The following is a 15,936-nucleotide window of genomic DNA, read 5'->3' on the forward strand; positions in this document are numbered from 1 at the left end:
AGAGCGGGACCATCAACAAAATATTTTCGCAAAGGCTAAAACTAAATGCAGATTCTGTTATCACCGTATCAGGTTTGCTTACCAATAAAAAATACCAGCAGGAAAAAAATAAACTTCCAGAAAACATCGTCATTTTACTGTTAACCATTGCTACCGCTTCCATACTTGCTTTACCCTGGTTAAAACTTTACCAGATGGGAAATAAAGACCGGCTAACTGCAACTGATGGCATATTTTCATTTGCAGTATCCATGCTGTTGATGTCGATACTGTTCTTCGCTTTTTTTAAATACAATTTACCCTTTAGGCCGGGCATATCTGCATCAAAATTAACCAGCAGGAATATTGCCAATAACCTGAAACAGCGATTCGATATGGAGATTGCTAAGGCTTACCGTGTTTTAACCCAGGCAGATTTATTAGTAAATTCTCAAAACAACACACCCAACATAAATAATCCCGGAGTTGGTGCGCAAAGGGCTATTGGGGATCAATATGAAAAAGCGATATCTCCCAATATTCAAACGCAATTAAAACTCCTTACCCGGGATGTGGATGTTAACCAGATTTTCTGGCTAAATAATAAAGGGACAGAAGTAAACGGCTGGTACGCAAAATCAGAAGCTTCGCCGCCGGGTAATTACGCCAACCGGGATTATTTTACCAAACTACGTGATAACAGGTCGTTTTATGTAAATAACGACCCCAAGCAGCCTTATTATTTTGACCAGGTAATATCATGGACATCAGGGGTATTCACTTCGGTTATATCCAAACCATCAATAAACAAAAATGCCCCGTATGTAGCTTTATCTGTTAATTTTAAAAGTCTCGATCATGTCATTTTATCAGCAGGCTATCTTTATTGTATCATTAATAACCGGGGCAAGGTATTATATCATGCCAATGCTTCCAAAAACCTTAATCAAAACCTGTTTGATGAGTTTTCAGATTATCGAAGTTTGAAAGCCAGCATAGAAGCACATACCGAAAAGGATTTTGTAACAAGGTACGCTGGCAAGCAATACATAGCTTATACAAGCCCGATACATGACCTTCCTTATTACCTTGTAATACTTGAAGATACATCGTATAAAAACATTCGCGATATCAATAATTTTCTCTTCAGTTTTTCAATGTTATTTGCTTTTTTCTTTATCATAGCAGTAATACTGTTGGCCGTCTTTTTGGTCTCTATCAAAAAAACTTACTATAAAAAACAATTCTTTGATATCTCCTGGATCGGCCCCAACAGTTTTCTTCATCATCAGTATAATTTAGCAGTATTCGGTAACCTTATTACCATCGTCCTGCTCATCATATGGTGTAATTACACCACGTTTTTACAGTCCTTTTTTATTCTTTTAGTGTCGGGCACGGCAGCAATACTTTTCATAAACAATCTGTATGCTGTGTTTTATAAAAAAACTAACCCCGAGTTATACAAACAAAAAAGGAACGCATCAATTGCGCTAAGCATCATTATTGGCCTTATAAATGTCGCAACATGTATTTCAACAGATATTTTTCCCCTTTTAACTTATGAAATCACCTTATTCCTTCTTTTAATATTAACCAGGCGAGTTCATGCCTTACTTTGCGATAAAGATTTGCTTAAAAAATATAAGGGATGGGATTTTAGCACCAGCTATTCGGTAATGACGTTTACCCGCATTATAATAACAAGTGGCCTGCCCGTAGCCCTGTTTTATACTACGGCATTTAATTACGAAACAAAGCTGGTTACGCGTTACAGGCACACACAATTTATTAAAAACATCATAACACAAAACCCCTTGCTATCAAAAAAATCTACATTTGAAAATATTTACCCCGATGGTATCTGGATTTACAGGTACAATGTTTTATCCGGAAAGCCAGGCATATCCCCGCCCTTAGAAAACTATTTTTCAACAACCTTATTTGATCAGTTAACTATTGATCAGGATAACCTTATACCTGGCATGAATGAGTTATATCACTCTGCTGCAGATAGCTTATGGATTTACAATGGATTATTTACTTCGGGCCAGAATTATACTTATTATAAACAATCGGCCAATTCCTATATCCAGGCCAGTTCCTTCCCTATTCAATATAATTTGCCGGGAATTACAATGGATAAAAAATGGTACCTGGGTGTAACTTACTGGAGTGGCTTTTTGGGTTCACTCCTGCTTTTTTGCTATGTGTTTCATCGTATTTTAAGAAAGCTATTTGCATTAAACCTGCCTTCTGAAACATATTGGGAAAACATTGATAACCTTCTTTTAACCGATAATAAGCTTAACTCATTACTTTTTATAATCGGCTCTCCCGGTTCTGGTAAGCTGGATAGTGTTATGAGCTTAATACACGAACATAAAATTAAAGGAAAAAATGCCTCTGCCATAACCTACTCTTACACCGACGAAACCTTAAATAATTGTTTGATTGCTGATATGATTCATATTCCTAATGACGACAACAATCTGACCCAAATGGACTGGAACAATTTAAAAACAGCGGTAAGGGATACAAGGTACTCGCTGATCATTGTAAACCATTTTGAATATGATATAAAAAATCCGGCCACCAATCGTTTAAAACTAAACTTCCTTGAAGATCTTATGCAAAGAAACAGCGCCAAGGTTTTTATAATTTCTACAGTGCACCCTGTTGATTTCCTGGATTCATTAAATGACCTGGAAAAATATAAGAATGAAGAAAAAAGACTACCCGAACATGACCTGGAAAGATGGCATGTATTATTAGGACATTTTAAGATCGTGATAAAAAAATTAGACCCGGGTAAACTTCAAATAGAAAAACATATGGCCTTATGGGAAAAAACACTTTTGTATGAAACAAACAATGGTCACTTTTTTAAAAAGCTGCAAAAACCATTAATAACTCTGCTTAAAACCGAGAGTAAAGGAAATGTGCCGCCAGATTGCGATGCGCTTTCATTTAAAATAGGGATCACAGCACATTATTTTTATATGTACATGTGGCAGTCATTAACTAAAGAGGAAAAGTTTCTGCTTTACGATCTTGCGCAGGACGGCCTGGTAAATCCTTTTGATGAGTATAACCTTACTTTACTGCTTAGCAAGGGGCTAATTGTACAAGAAGGAAGTACTCTTAAACTTTTCAACCGGGGTTTCCGGTATTTTATACTTACTGCAATAGGACGATCAGAAGCAATGAAAATAAAAGAACAGATTAAGGATAATGGCAACTGGAACAAACTAAAAACTCCCCTCCTTATATTGATCATTGCTGTTTTGGCCTTTCTTTTCACCTCGCAACAAGAGGCTTATTCCACACTTATTAAGTACCTTACAATTATAACCGTGGGTATACCTACTGTACTTAAATTATTTTCGTTTTTCGATACTACAGCACCAAAAAGTTCTTAGAGGCTGTTTAAATAGATAAACAGATCGTCATTGCTTCATACCTTATAATGACGTGATTGTAAGTTATTGATTATCAAATATATTTTTTTTAAGTTTTCAACGTAGAGACGCATAATTGCGTCTCCCGCGTGCAAATCACACATACAAATTGATCTTGCAAATCGGCCTTGCAAATCCTGAATGTCCTGCGGGAGACGCAATTATGCGTCTCTACAACACCCCCGCAATGACGGCCTGTTTATTTATTCTCAAGATCGCAGCTTTCTGCTGTTTTAATATTGCTTTACAGCCCCTAATTTATCTGGAAATGCAGATGCACCATCGATATTACTCGTTTTCAGATCGGTAACCTCATGAGTTTCCAGTATATGGGCAAAGTAAGCAGGACGGCCATTACCCCAGTTTACCGAGCTATTGCGAATGGTGATGTGACTGGCCTTATCCAGGTAAAACGCCGAGGTGCGGCCTTTTAACAAACCTTCTACCTGGGCAGGCCGGCGATCATATACTCCTCCCGGCACTTCTGTTGTTTTATTGATGAGCACATCAACCTGGTCAAACACGATACCCGAGACTTTATCAGCTGTTTCGGCGCCCACATAAATACCGTTCTCGCTAACACATTTGATATTGCTGAAATAAATATTCTTTACTTCGCCTACCCGGCCTTCGGTTGCGCCTTTGGGCAGGCGCCAGCCCGCATCCTTATTATTTGTGTTTGCACGCCGGTAAGCGGTAACGTAAATAGGTTCGGCCTTGCCCCACCATACATCCGAAAACAGGTGCGAATTAACCAGTATATTGGAAAATATCACATCCGAAACCGTGCCTTCATCCCGGTTTTGGATCCCGATACCCCTGTTACTGTTTTTGATGATGCAATTGTTTATCAGTACGTGGCTTATCCTGTCCATATTCTCAGAACCTATCTTGATGGCACAGGAGCGCGAGGTCATGGTGCAATTACTAACGGTAATATTTTCGCAGGCACCAAACTCCTGGTATTCACGGCGGTTCTTCAGGCAAATACAATCATCGCCAGATTCTATATAACAATTACTGATCCGCACATTTTTGCTGTGGTCCAGGTCGATGCCATCGCTGTTTCGTACTTTCAGGCTATTTAATAGTGTCAGGTTATCAATAGCCACATCATCACAGCCGATTAAATGCACGGTCCAATAGGCCGAATTACGGATAGTAAGGTTGAGGATCCGAATGTTTTTACCCCCAACTACCGTTAACAGGTGCGGCCGCGGATCAATAACATTAAAAGGTTTAAGCTCATAGGAATCCGCTAACTCCTTACCCATAAATGATGTGCCGTTGCCATCAATAGTGCCACCTCCGCAAATTGTTACGTTATTAAGGTTTTCCCCACCTATCCAGATAGTGCCCTCCCCTTTATTTTCGCGAAAAGCGCTTTTAGTATATACGCTTTCGCTGGGGCTGGCTAACAGCGTGGTGTTTACTTCCACCTCAAATTCTATATTTGATTTCAGATTGATCGGTCCGCTCATAAAAGTATAGCCGGATGGAATTACTACCCTGCCGCCGCCGTTACCCGAAGCCGCATCAATAGTTTTTTGTATCGCTATGGCATTATCTGTTTTACCATCGCCAACCGCGCCATAATCCAAAATGTTATATTCCTTTTGACGGGCAGATGCCGACAAGCAAATGCTGCAAAGAAATATGATCAATAATCTTTTTATCATCCTATTTAACGTTTTCTATAAGCCTTTCGGTTGCATGGCAGGCTTAGCTCCCCATTGTTTATCTGGTTTGTCCTGTAAATAAATATCCAGTTTACCACCTTCAACAATAGCAGCATAAGTAATATAATTAGTATGCAATACCTTGCCGTTCCATTTAACAGCGTATATGTATTGCGCAACTTTACTTGTTTTATGAGTTGTTACCGCAAAGGTTTTACCATTTGCCAAACGAATTGAAACTTTATCAAAAATGGGCGAACATAACAGGTACTGGCCCGAAACAGGGTTTAGGGGATAAAAACCCATCGACGCGAAGATATACCAGGCCGACATTTGCCCCGCATCGTCATTGCCGCTTAAACCACCCGGCCCATCGCCATATTCGTTTGCCAGTATGTTACGTACCTGTTGCTGGGTTTTCCAGGGCGATGCCGTAAAGTTGTACATAAAGGGTACCTGGTGCCCCGGTTCGTTGCCATGCCAGTATTCGTTTTTGTTAAAGAGGCTATCCAGCGCGCTTTCCAGTTTAGGGCTGCCCCCCATCAGTTTAGCAAGTCCGGGAACATCCTGTGGCACATAAAAAGTATACTGACGCGGAGTGCCTTCGGTAATGTAATATGATTTATTATCCGGTAAGTAAGGGTTAACCCAGCTACCATCGGCATGACGCCCGCGTACCATACCCGTGCTTTTATCAAACACATTGCTGTAATAGGCTGCTCTTTTTATCAATTGTTTATAATCGGCTGTTTTACCCAGTTTTTTGGCCATTATGGCTGTAGCATAATCATCATAGGCATATTCCAGCGTGCGGCTCACCTGTTCTTTTTTATGAAATGCATCGGGTACGCTATCCTCTACCGGTATATAGTGGTATTGTAAATAGCTGTTTAGCGCGCGCCGGCCTTTTCCTTCTACATAATCGGCCTTATTGGCCGGGGTGTCAAAAGCATTTTGACGAACGAGGCGGTAAGCCTCTTTTACATCAAAATTGGTAATGCCCTTTAAATAGGCCGATGCGATAACCGAGCTGCAATGATCGCCTACCATTTCGGAGGTATAACTATTCCAGCAGGGGAATATAGGCAGCCACCCGCCTTGCTGCCCTTTCAAAACCAGTGAATGGGCAATGTCGTTTATTAATGAGGGCTTTAGTATTTCAAATAAAGGTAAATGAGCGCGGTAAATGTCCCACAAAGAAAAATCATCATAATAATTGCCGCTTTGCAGTTTGCCTATCTTGTTTACCGAGGCAAATTCCGGGTATAAGCCATCAACATCGTTATATAAACGCGGCTGTTGCATTGCATGATAAAACGAGGTGTAAAATATTCGTTTATCTTTTTCGACAGTGGTTTGCAGGGAAATTTGCGACAACGCCTTTTCCCATGCGGCTTTATTTTTAGTTGCAATGGCTGCAAAGCCACTCCCCGGAATTTCAGCTTCCAGGTTTTTGCGGGCTCCTTCCATACTGCTAAACGACGTGCCGATACGTATTACAATACTTTCGCCTGCTTTAAGCTTAAAACCTAAATAAGCACCTATGTTTTTTTGATTACCGATAGTTTTAACGCTAAATATTTTACTATCGGCAAATGTGCCACCGGTAGCTATTGTTTTTTCAACCCTGATTACAAAATAACCTTTAAAGCCGGCCTCTTTTCCCCATCCCTGGTAAATGCGATGAACCGTATTATAGCCTTGTACTTCGCCATTGGTGGAATCTATTTTAACAAAACCCTGGTTATAGTCGCTGTTGGGCGTAATAAGCAAATAAACACTGTCTGTTTTGCCCGCTGTAAATTTCATAATACTGCAACGGGGTGTTGATGTTACTGACGCATTTAAACTGTAAGGTTTTAAATTTATATTGTATTGGTAAGGTGATGACTGTTCATCATTATGGCTAAATTTAACTGCATAATCTGCCGCTGCGGTTTTTAAATGCCCGCTGATGGGCATCACAGTTAAGCTGCCGTAATCCTGTGTACAGGAGCCGCTTAACCAATGCGAACCACGGATACCGCTAAAATTATCGTCGCTGTACCTATACGGGGGTACGCATTTATTTTCGGATGTTTGGGTTTGCGGAGTCCACTGCGTCATGGCAAAAGGCGTTGTAACTGCAGGTATGGTATTGGCAAATAATTCGCTTCCGGCACCATGTTTAAGCGCCGCCGGCGTAGTTGCTACTCCGCTGCCTGCCATTGGTTGTACATATTTAACCACATCCTGTGCTTGTACCCCGCTGCCAATCATAAATAGTACTATGCACCACATCTTACCTTTAAATCCTAAAATCATCTTCCCGATAACTCTTTTACTGTTATTAATTTGTGTTTATATGGCTTTTGCTTCCTGTGTAAAAATAGATGAATAGATCGTTATTGCAAGGTGAAAGACTTAGGAAGTTTTAAAAACTTCGTAAGTCTGGGATTCTACAACTTGTCATGAGCAGACAATGACGGCCTGTTTATTTATTTTAAAACAGCTTCTTAGAACCATACCTGTCCTTTTTCTCAAGGTTTATTTCTTTTGATACACCCTTACATAATCAACTTCAAAACGCTTAGGAAACATTGTTGCAGAGGGACTGCCGCCGTTATCGCCGCCAATCGCAAGGTTAAGCAGTATATAATGCGGCTGTTTAAAGGGATTAAAGCCGCTGCCATCCTGGTTAACCAGGTCTTTTAACTCCACGCGGTTAAGCAGTTGGTCGTCTGCATATAAACTGATGGATGTTTCGTCCCAGTCCATTCGCCAGGTATGGAATTTTTTACTCCAGCCGGCATCAAAGGTATTTAGCGCTTTGGTATTACTATACCATTTTGCTTTATATGGAACCGAAGTACCGCAGGCAATATTGGCCAATAGCTTATCCTGGTAATATTCCATAATATCAATTTCGCCGTTTGATGGCCATGGCTTGTTTACCCCAAGCGTCCAAAAGGCGGGCCATAAGCCGGCATCTGTATCTATCCTGCCCCGCATCACCATACGGCCATATTGCCAGCTTTGCAGCCCGCTGGTGTTTATGCTGGCCGATGTGTATTCAATATACTGCCGGTTGGCTTTCCAGTTGGTACTATCGGGCTTATAGGCAGGATTAGCCTGGTGTACCTTTTGCGCTTCTATCACCAGTAAACCGTTATGGCACACTGCATTTTCTGCCTGGTACCATTGATCTTCATGGTTACGGACAAAGCCCTGTTCAAATTTCCAGTTCTTTGGGTCGGGCGCTCCATCTATATTAAACTCATCCGCCCAAACCAATTTATAACCACCCGACGTATCCTGTCCGCTTTGCTGGCATTTGGCTGCATATGGTGTTAAGGCTAATAAGCCAACAAAAATTATCTTGTTTATCATAACAAAGTCAAGGTAGGTATAATGTACTTTTATTGTTGATGTTTATTGACTAACGCCTCCGCGCCATCGCTTTTAAAATTAAGACTTTCACCATAGCGATGGGTTTGAAACCCATCGCTATTTGCCAATATTCTGTGCCAAACAGTTCATTTGATAGATTTTTCTGACGTTTGACTCATTAAATATTTTAAAAGCTATTTCCCTGCCAAGACCTCCGCGCTTTTTTGATTATAATAGTTTTGCAGTATGTAAAAGGCTTTCTTTTTGTTGCCCTTATCATCGTAAAATCCTTTACGGTTCCAGCCCTCCTGGTACATCGGGTTGTTACGTTTAGGTGAGCGAAAATCGGCCATTACCCATGGCGACAGGCCTACAAAATTGGCTGGCATACGTTTAAACATGGCTACCTGCTCTTTAAAATACCATTCCTGGTATTCTTCATCAAAACGGGTTAATGAATCGGCGTGAAAACCGTATTTTGCCTCGGCACCTGTTTCACTTATAAATAATGGTTTATTATAAGGTGTGCTCCAGCTGGTGGTGCGGCATTTATCGGGCGAGCCGCCATACCATCCCAGGTATTCGTTAAATGCCACCAAATCAACAAACTCGCCAAGCGGGTCGTCAATTATATTCACATCCTTACCCGAGGCATAGTTTACCTCAAGGGCCGCCGAAACCAGGCGGGTATCGTCCAGTTGTTTTGCACGGATGATTAAATTGTGCATAAAATTGGTACGTACCGCGCTTATGGGCGTTTCGTTCCCTACCGACCAGATGATGATGCTGGCCCGGTTATGATCGCGGGTTATCATTTCATTTAACTGGACTTTAGCTTTTTCAAGAACCTGCTGATTACCAAAGTCAATAGTCCAGTAAACCGGGATCTCCGACCATACCAGTACGCCCAAAGAATCTGCCAGGCGGGTTATTTTTTCATCATGCGGATAATGGGCCAGCCTTATCATGTTACAGCCAAGCTCGCGGGCCTGCCCTAACAATTGCATGGCATCTTTTTCACTATAGGCACGCCTCACATCCTGGGGTATTTCGCCATGGATGCAGATGCCCCTCATAAAAACAGGTTTACCATTTAACAATAACTGTGCGCCATGTGCCTCAATGGTACGGAAACCAATGTTATCCTCTGTTCTATCCGTCCCGCTGCTGATGATAACCTTATATAATTTGGGGTTTTGCGGCGACCATAACTGCACCTTCGGCAGTTTAAAACTGATCGGCGTAATTGCTCCCGTAGCAGCAAACTGTTTACTGTAATTAAGTTCGGGTATTTGCACAGTTATGCGCTGTGCCGGTACCGTATTGCCACTTAACTTCACCCAGCCGCTTACTTCCGGCTGCCTGCCGGGTGCCTCGCCATTAACCGTTTTTTTAAGCTGGATCACAAAATCCCGGATAAAGCTCTCAGGCACTTCTACCAGCTTTACATCGCGGGTTATACCACCGTAATTCCACCAATCGGTGTTGAGGGTGGGCACTTCATCGGCGTAGCGTTTATTATCAACCTTAACTACTAAATAATTATCTTTTTCTTTGAGCAAACCGGCAGGTACTTCAAAATTAAAGGGGGTAAAACCACCTTTGTGCATGCCCAGTTTTTTACCGTTCAGGTAAACATCAGCCCGGTAGTTTACAGCGCCAAAGTACACAAAGCACTTATTGCCTGTTGCCGGCTTAACATAGTCAAATGATTTTTTATACCAGATGGTACCCTCATAGTATAAAAACTCCGCCTTTTGATGGTTCCAGTCGCCGGGGACTTCAATGGAATATTTGTCGTTATAGCCGTGTTCCTTTTTTTCAGTTTTATTGGCTGGGATCCCATTATTCCAGTAGGCATCGCCGTTGTTTTCGTTCAGTTCTTTGTACCGGTAATCATAAAAGCCGGTTTCATAAGGATCAACTATATACTGCCATGTACCATTAAGACTTAAGGCCTTACGGTTTTGTATATTGGTAATTAAACTATCCTGGGCCTGTGCCGCATAAACGGTAAGCAACAGGCTGCATAAAGTGATGAGTTTTTTCATATTAGTTTTTAAAGGTGTCAAGGTTCCAGTTGTCAAACCAGTTTATTTCAATATCATCACCTTTGAAAGTTATTGGCAGCCATAGGTACCGGCCATCAATTGCATCCTTAGGCGTCCATTTATCGGCCATGAATATAAATGCGTCTTTTTTTCCGGCAACAGGTATTACATGGGTACTTTGCCCACCGTAGGTGATCTCGCTTCCCGAGCCTTTACATGGGTTGCCGTGGTAAGTCCACGGTCCCCATATTGATTTTGCCGAAAACCAGCGCGCCGCGTTAGGGTCCCAGCCGGTACATCCCGACCCGATCATATAGTAAATACCGTTGCGTTTAAACAATGCAGGAGCTTCTGTTTGATGACCGATGTAAATGCGGATAAACTTGCCGGTATGGCTGGTGTAGTCATCGGTTAGTTCGGCAAGGTCAAGTGTAAAGTTCTCTTCGGATGAAAACACGTGGTAGGCTTTACCGTTGTCATCAACAAACACGGTCATATCCCGCGCCATCTGGCCGCCGGGCAGGTCACGGCAGAAAAAGCCATCGCTTTTGCTGCCCGGGTTTACACAGTTAACTTTTTCGCTGGCAGGAGTCAAAGCCGCATAAAATGGCATTTGACCCGGGTTTGGGCGATAACTTCGTATAAATTTATACGGCCCGGTAGCTTTGCCGCTTACAGCCACACCGGCCCTTGCGGCGCTATAGCCTTTACCCAGCAATTCAAGGTGAAACCACATGACATATTTTTTAGTGCGCTTGTTGTATACAACCTTTGGGCGTTCCAATATACAGCCTTTGGCAATGTCATTTTGCAGATCATCAGAAACGCTGAGTGCAATGCCTTCATCTTTCCAGTTATACAGGTTTTTTGATGAATAGCAGTGTACACCAACCATGGCCCTGTTACCCGCACCACCGGCAATTTTATGTTCGCCAAACCAATAGTAAATACCATTTTGGTAAAGGATACCACCGCCGTGCGCGTTGATGTGTACGCCCTTATCGTCGGGCCATATTTGCCCCGGATGAAACTCTTTTTGCTGGGCTTTAACATTGACAGAAATGCCCGTTAGTACCACAATCAGGCACAGAATAACCAGGTTTTGTTTTATATAGATGATAAATTTCATATACGTGTTTATTATTTGATATCCAGCGCATGATCGGCACTTACATCGTCGCCGTTCCAGATCCTGGCTTCGGTCCATTTCAGGGGGGGCGCAGTCCAGAACTCGTCCGTCTCTGGCAATCCAAGCGGAGCAAAAACATTACTGCAGATATACAAGCTGCCTGTGGTGATATAAAAATCGGCCAGCCCGGGTTGCTTACCATACAAACCTATGTTAAGCCAGCCATCAGCCGTAAACGTAGATGGCGACTCCAAAGTTTTTTTTATAACAGCGGTTAAGGCGCAACGTACCTGCGCGGGTGGTAATGATGCAGGGAGTTGTTTGGCATAGGCCATATTGGCCAAATGGTGAAACGCCCCTGCCCTGTAAACAATAGAACGCCCGATCACCGGATAACTGCCATCGGCATTAATCAAACGCTCCAATATTTCGGCATAGCGCTGGCCTATGAGCTTTACCCGCTGCTCTTCGTGCTGGTAGGTTTTCTTTTTTTCGGCCTGCACCTGCAATATTACCCCCAGGTAAGGCTGAATCACGATGCTGTTGTAATAATCAAGATGGAAGCTCATTCCATCCGAAAACATACCATCGCCAACATACCAATGCTGGGTAAATTCGCGGATGCCGTATTCGGTACGTACAGGGTCATCGCCCAGGTCGTATTTACAAAAAAAAGCCTCTACCATCCCCGAAAACAGGATCCAGTTTGAATAAACCGGCACAGTATTGCGGGTTATTTTTAAAACATCAACCACCTGCTTTTTTACGTTTTCGTCAAGGTGTTCCCATAACCAGGGGCTCCTGACAAGGGCGAGGGCTACAAAAGAGGCATCAACCAAAGGCTGCCCCCCGCTCCATTGCAGGTAATCTTTGGCTTGCGGGTTAACCGCATTGGCTATGGCCTTTAATGCCCAGCTACGGTATTGATTGCGTAATCTAACTTCGGCAGGATCTCCGCCTTCCAGGTTTAACCATGGGGCGATGCCGCTTAGGGTACGGCCAAAAGCCTCCAGGTAAGCCACTTTTGAACGACTCTCCTTATTATCAATATGCTCGGCCAGGCTTACCGGCATATTTTGTTTAAGCTTATCCTCAGCCAGGTTTGATAGCACCGGGCGGGCAACTTTATCCATGTAAGCCAGCCATAGTTTTCTATCGGCAAGACCGTTTGATGGTTTAGTTTGCGCGCTAACCAGGTTGAATATTAACAGGGCCAGGCAACAGCTTAATATATTTTTAAATTTCATATAATTTAATATTAATTATCAGCGGGTTTCCATTCCAATATCTGCACCGGCTGGGGGGGTATGTTGGCCTTGCCTTCTCCATCTACCTGCACTACTTTTTGTACAAACAGGTTGAGTATTTTTTTATCCTTCCACAATTCGGTATCATAAGTTGGCTCCCATGCGCCAACGTCAGATGGAGAGAGATCACTAACAGTCCACTTGTTTTCATCCAGGTTATGCGTTACCGCTATAGAAACCTTATCGTCACGCTCGGCATCCCTGAAGATGAGGGCTGCCGCAAGGGCTTTACCCTGTTTCCAGGCAACAACCTGCGGGCGCGATACGGGTATGCTTTTGGTTCCCATTCCGCTTAAACTAAAAGCAGTTTTACGGAAACCCATATCACTATATTTCCACATGCCCGTACTTTTATAAATAATGTGGTATTGCGGGATGGTTTGTCCTTCTTCCCGCCAGTAAGTAGCTATAAAAGGGGTGCCGTTTTCGTCAATGAACATGGATGTCTGGTTAATCAATTCACTTTTTTGAGGGATTGTACACGCGTATTCGGCAGTAGCAGCCGTTATCGGCAGAGTATACCGTTCGCCTGTCGACTTTTCCCAGGTTAAGCCTCCATCTTTTGAGCGGGCGTAACACATATCATGATTGCTGGATACATCCGGGCTTTCGCGCCATACCCATGATAGGTGGATGGCTCCTTTAGCATCAATGGCCATTTGCCAGTAAGCATTGCGCTTGCCTTCGCCATCAATTAATTTGTTTTGAATATTTACCCATTCCCGGGTAACTACACTATACTTGTTTAACACCAGGTTACCATTTCCCGAAGCGCCGTCCCTGTAAAGAAACAACAGATCGCCCTTAGGCAACCGGTAAAATTCAGGGTAGCTTACCCGGTTTTCATCAATCCCGGTCATAGGTTTGGGAGCCGATAAAGTAAGGCTTCCGGGTTTTATGCCTGTTACATAATTTAACGGCTGATTATGAAGCCCCCAGGCCATGTGCAGATAGCCTGCCCCATCAACCATAATACTGATGTCTTTATGTGCATCGGTTGCATCGCCTTTATAAGGCGTAAGTTTGGTTTGCCATTTAACTGTCCCGCTTTTTCTTTTTGCTAATACAATGTATTGGTCATTGTTATAGTAGGCAGCATATTGTTCGCCCTTAAAAGTAACGAGGGAGTTTTTACGAAAGATAACGGTGTTGACCGAATTATTAGCCCAGCCCAATCCAATGGTGCTGATTTTTACCGTATTTACCTGTGCATTTACCGGTTTGTAACCGCAGATTAATGCACAAATAAGGAGATGTTTAAATAGGTTTTTGATCATAAAATTAAAGTATGTGGCAATGGTAAATTGCCACATACTAATGTAAACATATTAATAACCCGGATTCTGTTCTAAAACAGCATCTTTATTTAACTGAATTTCTGTTAAAGGTATAGGTAACAATAAATTTTTAGCTGCCAGCCCGGTTGTTGGGTGTTGTACATCGTTGGCATTTAAGCGCAGTGCACGGTCAACTAAGGTACCGGTTCGCATTAAGGTCATCCTGCGGTTTTCTTCACCGATCAGCTCACGGGCACGTTCGTCTAAAACAAAGTTCAGCGTCATTTGGTCTACTGTAACCTGCGGTGCGTTTGCCCTGGTTCTTAAAGCATTTATTGATACTGCTGCATCTGCAGTTTTACCCTGCTTTACCTGGGCCTCTGCCAGTAACAGGTAGGTTTCGCCTAAACGCATCATGATAAAATCCTTAATCATGGCATAGCCAAAGGTGTCATTAGGATCAAATGCGCCCCATTTGGTTGTGCTTGGACATATTTTATACAAGGTATCCGGTCCGGTAAATGGCACCGGCTTACCTAACAGCGCGGGCTTGGCAGGATCATTATAGTAATATTGCCTTTTAATGCTGTACTGAGAATTGCGCATATCGCCGGTTGGATATAAGCCATATAAAACCCAGTTACTAAGCCTTAGCCTGCCAATGCTACGGCCGCCCAATGAATCACAAATCGCCAATCCGCTGATATTGTAATAGGCAGCTCCCCAAACACGGCGTTGCTGGGCATTATCAACATTACCACCCACTACCGTACTTGGGTTTTCCTGTTCAAGCACCCATATTGCCTCACTGCTTCCCTGTGCGCGCCTTTGGTTGCCGTAAACAAACATATCTGAATAATAATCACCGGCACCTGCTGCTCTAACACCATAGCGGTTTTTTACAAGACTAAACTTGCCGCTGCTTATAATAGCTTGTGCCTGCTGCTCGGCCAGGTCGTTTTTACCCATACGCAGGTATACTTCTGCAAGCAGCTGCATAGCCATGTATTTATTTGCCCTGCCGGCGGGCAGTTTACCTGTTGCATCAAATTTTGATGATACACCGCCAACATCCATAAGGTTGGCTGCTGCAAAAGTAAGATCACTTACAATTTGCGCGTTAACATTATCAAGAGATGCACGTACAAAATCTGTTTTAGGGCCGGTAAGGGCGTGTATAATCAAAGGTACTTTACCAAAAAGTGTAGCGAGGTTATTATATGCGTAAGCCCTGAAAAATTTGGCTTCTGCACCAACAGCATTCTTTCCGTTTGCGGTAAGCCCCTTAACACCAGTTCCTTCTACAGCATCAACTATAATATTTGTATTATTAATTAATGCATAATATTTACCCCAAACATAGGAAGCGGCAGCATCTGTTGAAGTTAAGGTTGCATAATTGTAGTACGGCACTTCAATTCCCTGCTGATTTGCAGTTGCGTTGGCTACATCTGTACCAACCTGCCAAACGCTTGGCCATCCCTGCGCGTTGGAATAAGTAAGGATACCGGTAGTGTAATTATATAAACCCACTAATGATGCCTGAAGGCCTAACGAATCTGTTACCGTTAAGGGTGTATATGCGGAATATGGTTTTTCATCCAGGTAAGCTTTTTTACAGGATGCAAATGCGATAATAAGCACTGATACCGAAACCAATATAATTGAATACTTTTTCATGTTT

At 42.7% G+C, this 15,936-nt stretch carries 9 protein-coding genes; 1 reads left to right on the forward strand and 8 read right to left on the reverse strand.

From position 1 onward, the window contains the following. Window positions 1-3,401, forward strand: a 3,401-nt coding sequence (locus tag AC1DO4_RS24695; protein WP_477420269.1) for a cache domain-containing protein, incomplete at its 5' end; no start/stop codon positions are given. Between the two features lie 272 nt (window positions 3,402-3,673). On the opposite strand, the gene AC1DO4_RS24700 is transcribed toward AC1DO4_RS24695, so the two are convergent. The 8 genes from AC1DO4_RS24700 to AC1DO4_RS24735 form a co-directional block, all read right to left on the reverse strand. Continuing rightward, window positions 3,674-5,119, reverse strand: a complete 1,446-nt coding sequence (locus AC1DO4_RS24700; RefSeq protein ID WP_477420271.1) for a glycoside hydrolase family 28 protein — start codon at window positions 5,117-5,119, stop codon at window positions 3,674-3,676. A 15-nt stretch (window positions 5,120-5,134) separates the two neighbouring features. Further along, window positions 5,135-7,423: a GH92 family glycosyl hydrolase gene (locus tag AC1DO4_RS24705; protein ID WP_477420273.1), complete on the reverse strand. Its 2,289-nt coding sequence runs from the start codon at window positions 7,421-7,423 to the stop codon at window positions 5,135-5,137. Window positions 7,424-7,645: 222 nt separating this feature from the next. Beyond that, window positions 7,646-8,488 (reverse strand): glycoside hydrolase family 16 protein, encoded by an 843-nt coding sequence (locus AC1DO4_RS24710; protein ID WP_477420275.1) that lies wholly within the window; start codon window positions 8,486-8,488, stop codon window positions 7,646-7,648. 194 nt (window positions 8,489-8,682) lie between these two features. Then, a complete protein-coding gene (locus AC1DO4_RS24715; RefSeq protein ID WP_477420277.1) occupies window positions 8,683-10,539 on the reverse strand; it encodes a glycoside hydrolase family 2 protein in 1,857 nt (618 codons plus the stop codon). Between the two features lies 1 nt (window position 10,540). Beyond that, window positions 10,541-11,668, reverse strand: coding sequence for a glycoside hydrolase family 43 protein (locus AC1DO4_RS24720; RefSeq protein ID WP_477420279.1), 1,128 nt, complete (start codon window positions 11,666-11,668; stop codon window positions 10,541-10,543). Window positions 11,669-11,679: 11 nt separating this feature from the next. Beyond that, the gene (locus tag AC1DO4_RS24725) at window positions 11,680-12,915 is read right to left on the reverse strand and encodes a DUF2264 domain-containing protein (RefSeq protein ID WP_477420281.1); all 1,236 of its coding nucleotides are present in this window, start codon (window positions 12,913-12,915) and stop codon (window positions 11,680-11,682) included. Between the two features lie 11 nt (window positions 12,916-12,926). Continuing rightward, window positions 12,927-14,252, reverse strand: coding sequence for a BNR repeat-containing protein (locus AC1DO4_RS24730; RefSeq protein ID WP_477420283.1), 1,326 nt, complete (start codon window positions 14,250-14,252; stop codon window positions 12,927-12,929). Window positions 14,253-14,303: 51 nt separating this feature from the next. Further along, on the reverse strand, window positions 14,304-15,932 hold the full coding sequence (locus AC1DO4_RS24735) for a RagB/SusD family nutrient uptake outer membrane protein (RefSeq protein ID WP_477420285.1): 1,629 nt from the start codon (window positions 15,930-15,932) through the stop codon (window positions 14,304-14,306). Window positions 15,933-15,936 lie beyond the last annotated feature (4 nt).

This window comes from Mucilaginibacter sp. P5_A6 (genome assembly GCF_056400585.1).

What these genes read in the sequence shown, in the direction of transcription:
- AC1DO4_RS24700 (WP_477420271.1), bottom strand. Translation starts at nt 5,119, where the DNA reads ATGATAAAAAGATTATTGATCATATTTCTTTGCAGCATTTGCTTGTCG.
- AC1DO4_RS24705 (WP_477420273.1), bottom strand. Translation starts at nt 7,423, where the DNA reads ATGATTTTAGGATTTAAAGGTAAGATGTGGTGCATAGTACTATTTATG.
- AC1DO4_RS24710 (WP_477420275.1), bottom strand. Translation starts at nt 8,488, where the DNA reads ATGATAAACAAGATAATTTTTGTTGGCTTATTAGCCTTAACACCATAT.
- AC1DO4_RS24715 (WP_477420277.1), bottom strand. Translation starts at nt 10,539, where the DNA reads ATGAAAAAACTCATCACTTTATGCAGCCTGTTGCTTACCGTTTATGCG.
- AC1DO4_RS24720 (WP_477420279.1), bottom strand. Translation starts at nt 11,668, where the DNA reads ATGAAATTTATCATCTATATAAAACAAAACCTGGTTATTCTGTGCCTG.
- AC1DO4_RS24725 (WP_477420281.1), bottom strand. Translation starts at nt 12,915, where the DNA reads ATGAAATTTAAAAATATATTAAGCTGTTGCCTGGCCCTGTTAATATTC.
- AC1DO4_RS24730 (WP_477420283.1), bottom strand. Translation starts at nt 14,252, where the DNA reads ATGATCAAAAACCTATTTAAACATCTCCTTATTTGTGCATTAATCTGC.
- AC1DO4_RS24735 (WP_477420285.1), bottom strand. Translation starts at nt 15,932, where the DNA reads ATGAAAAAGTATTCAATTATATTGGTTTCGGTATCAGTGCTTATTATC.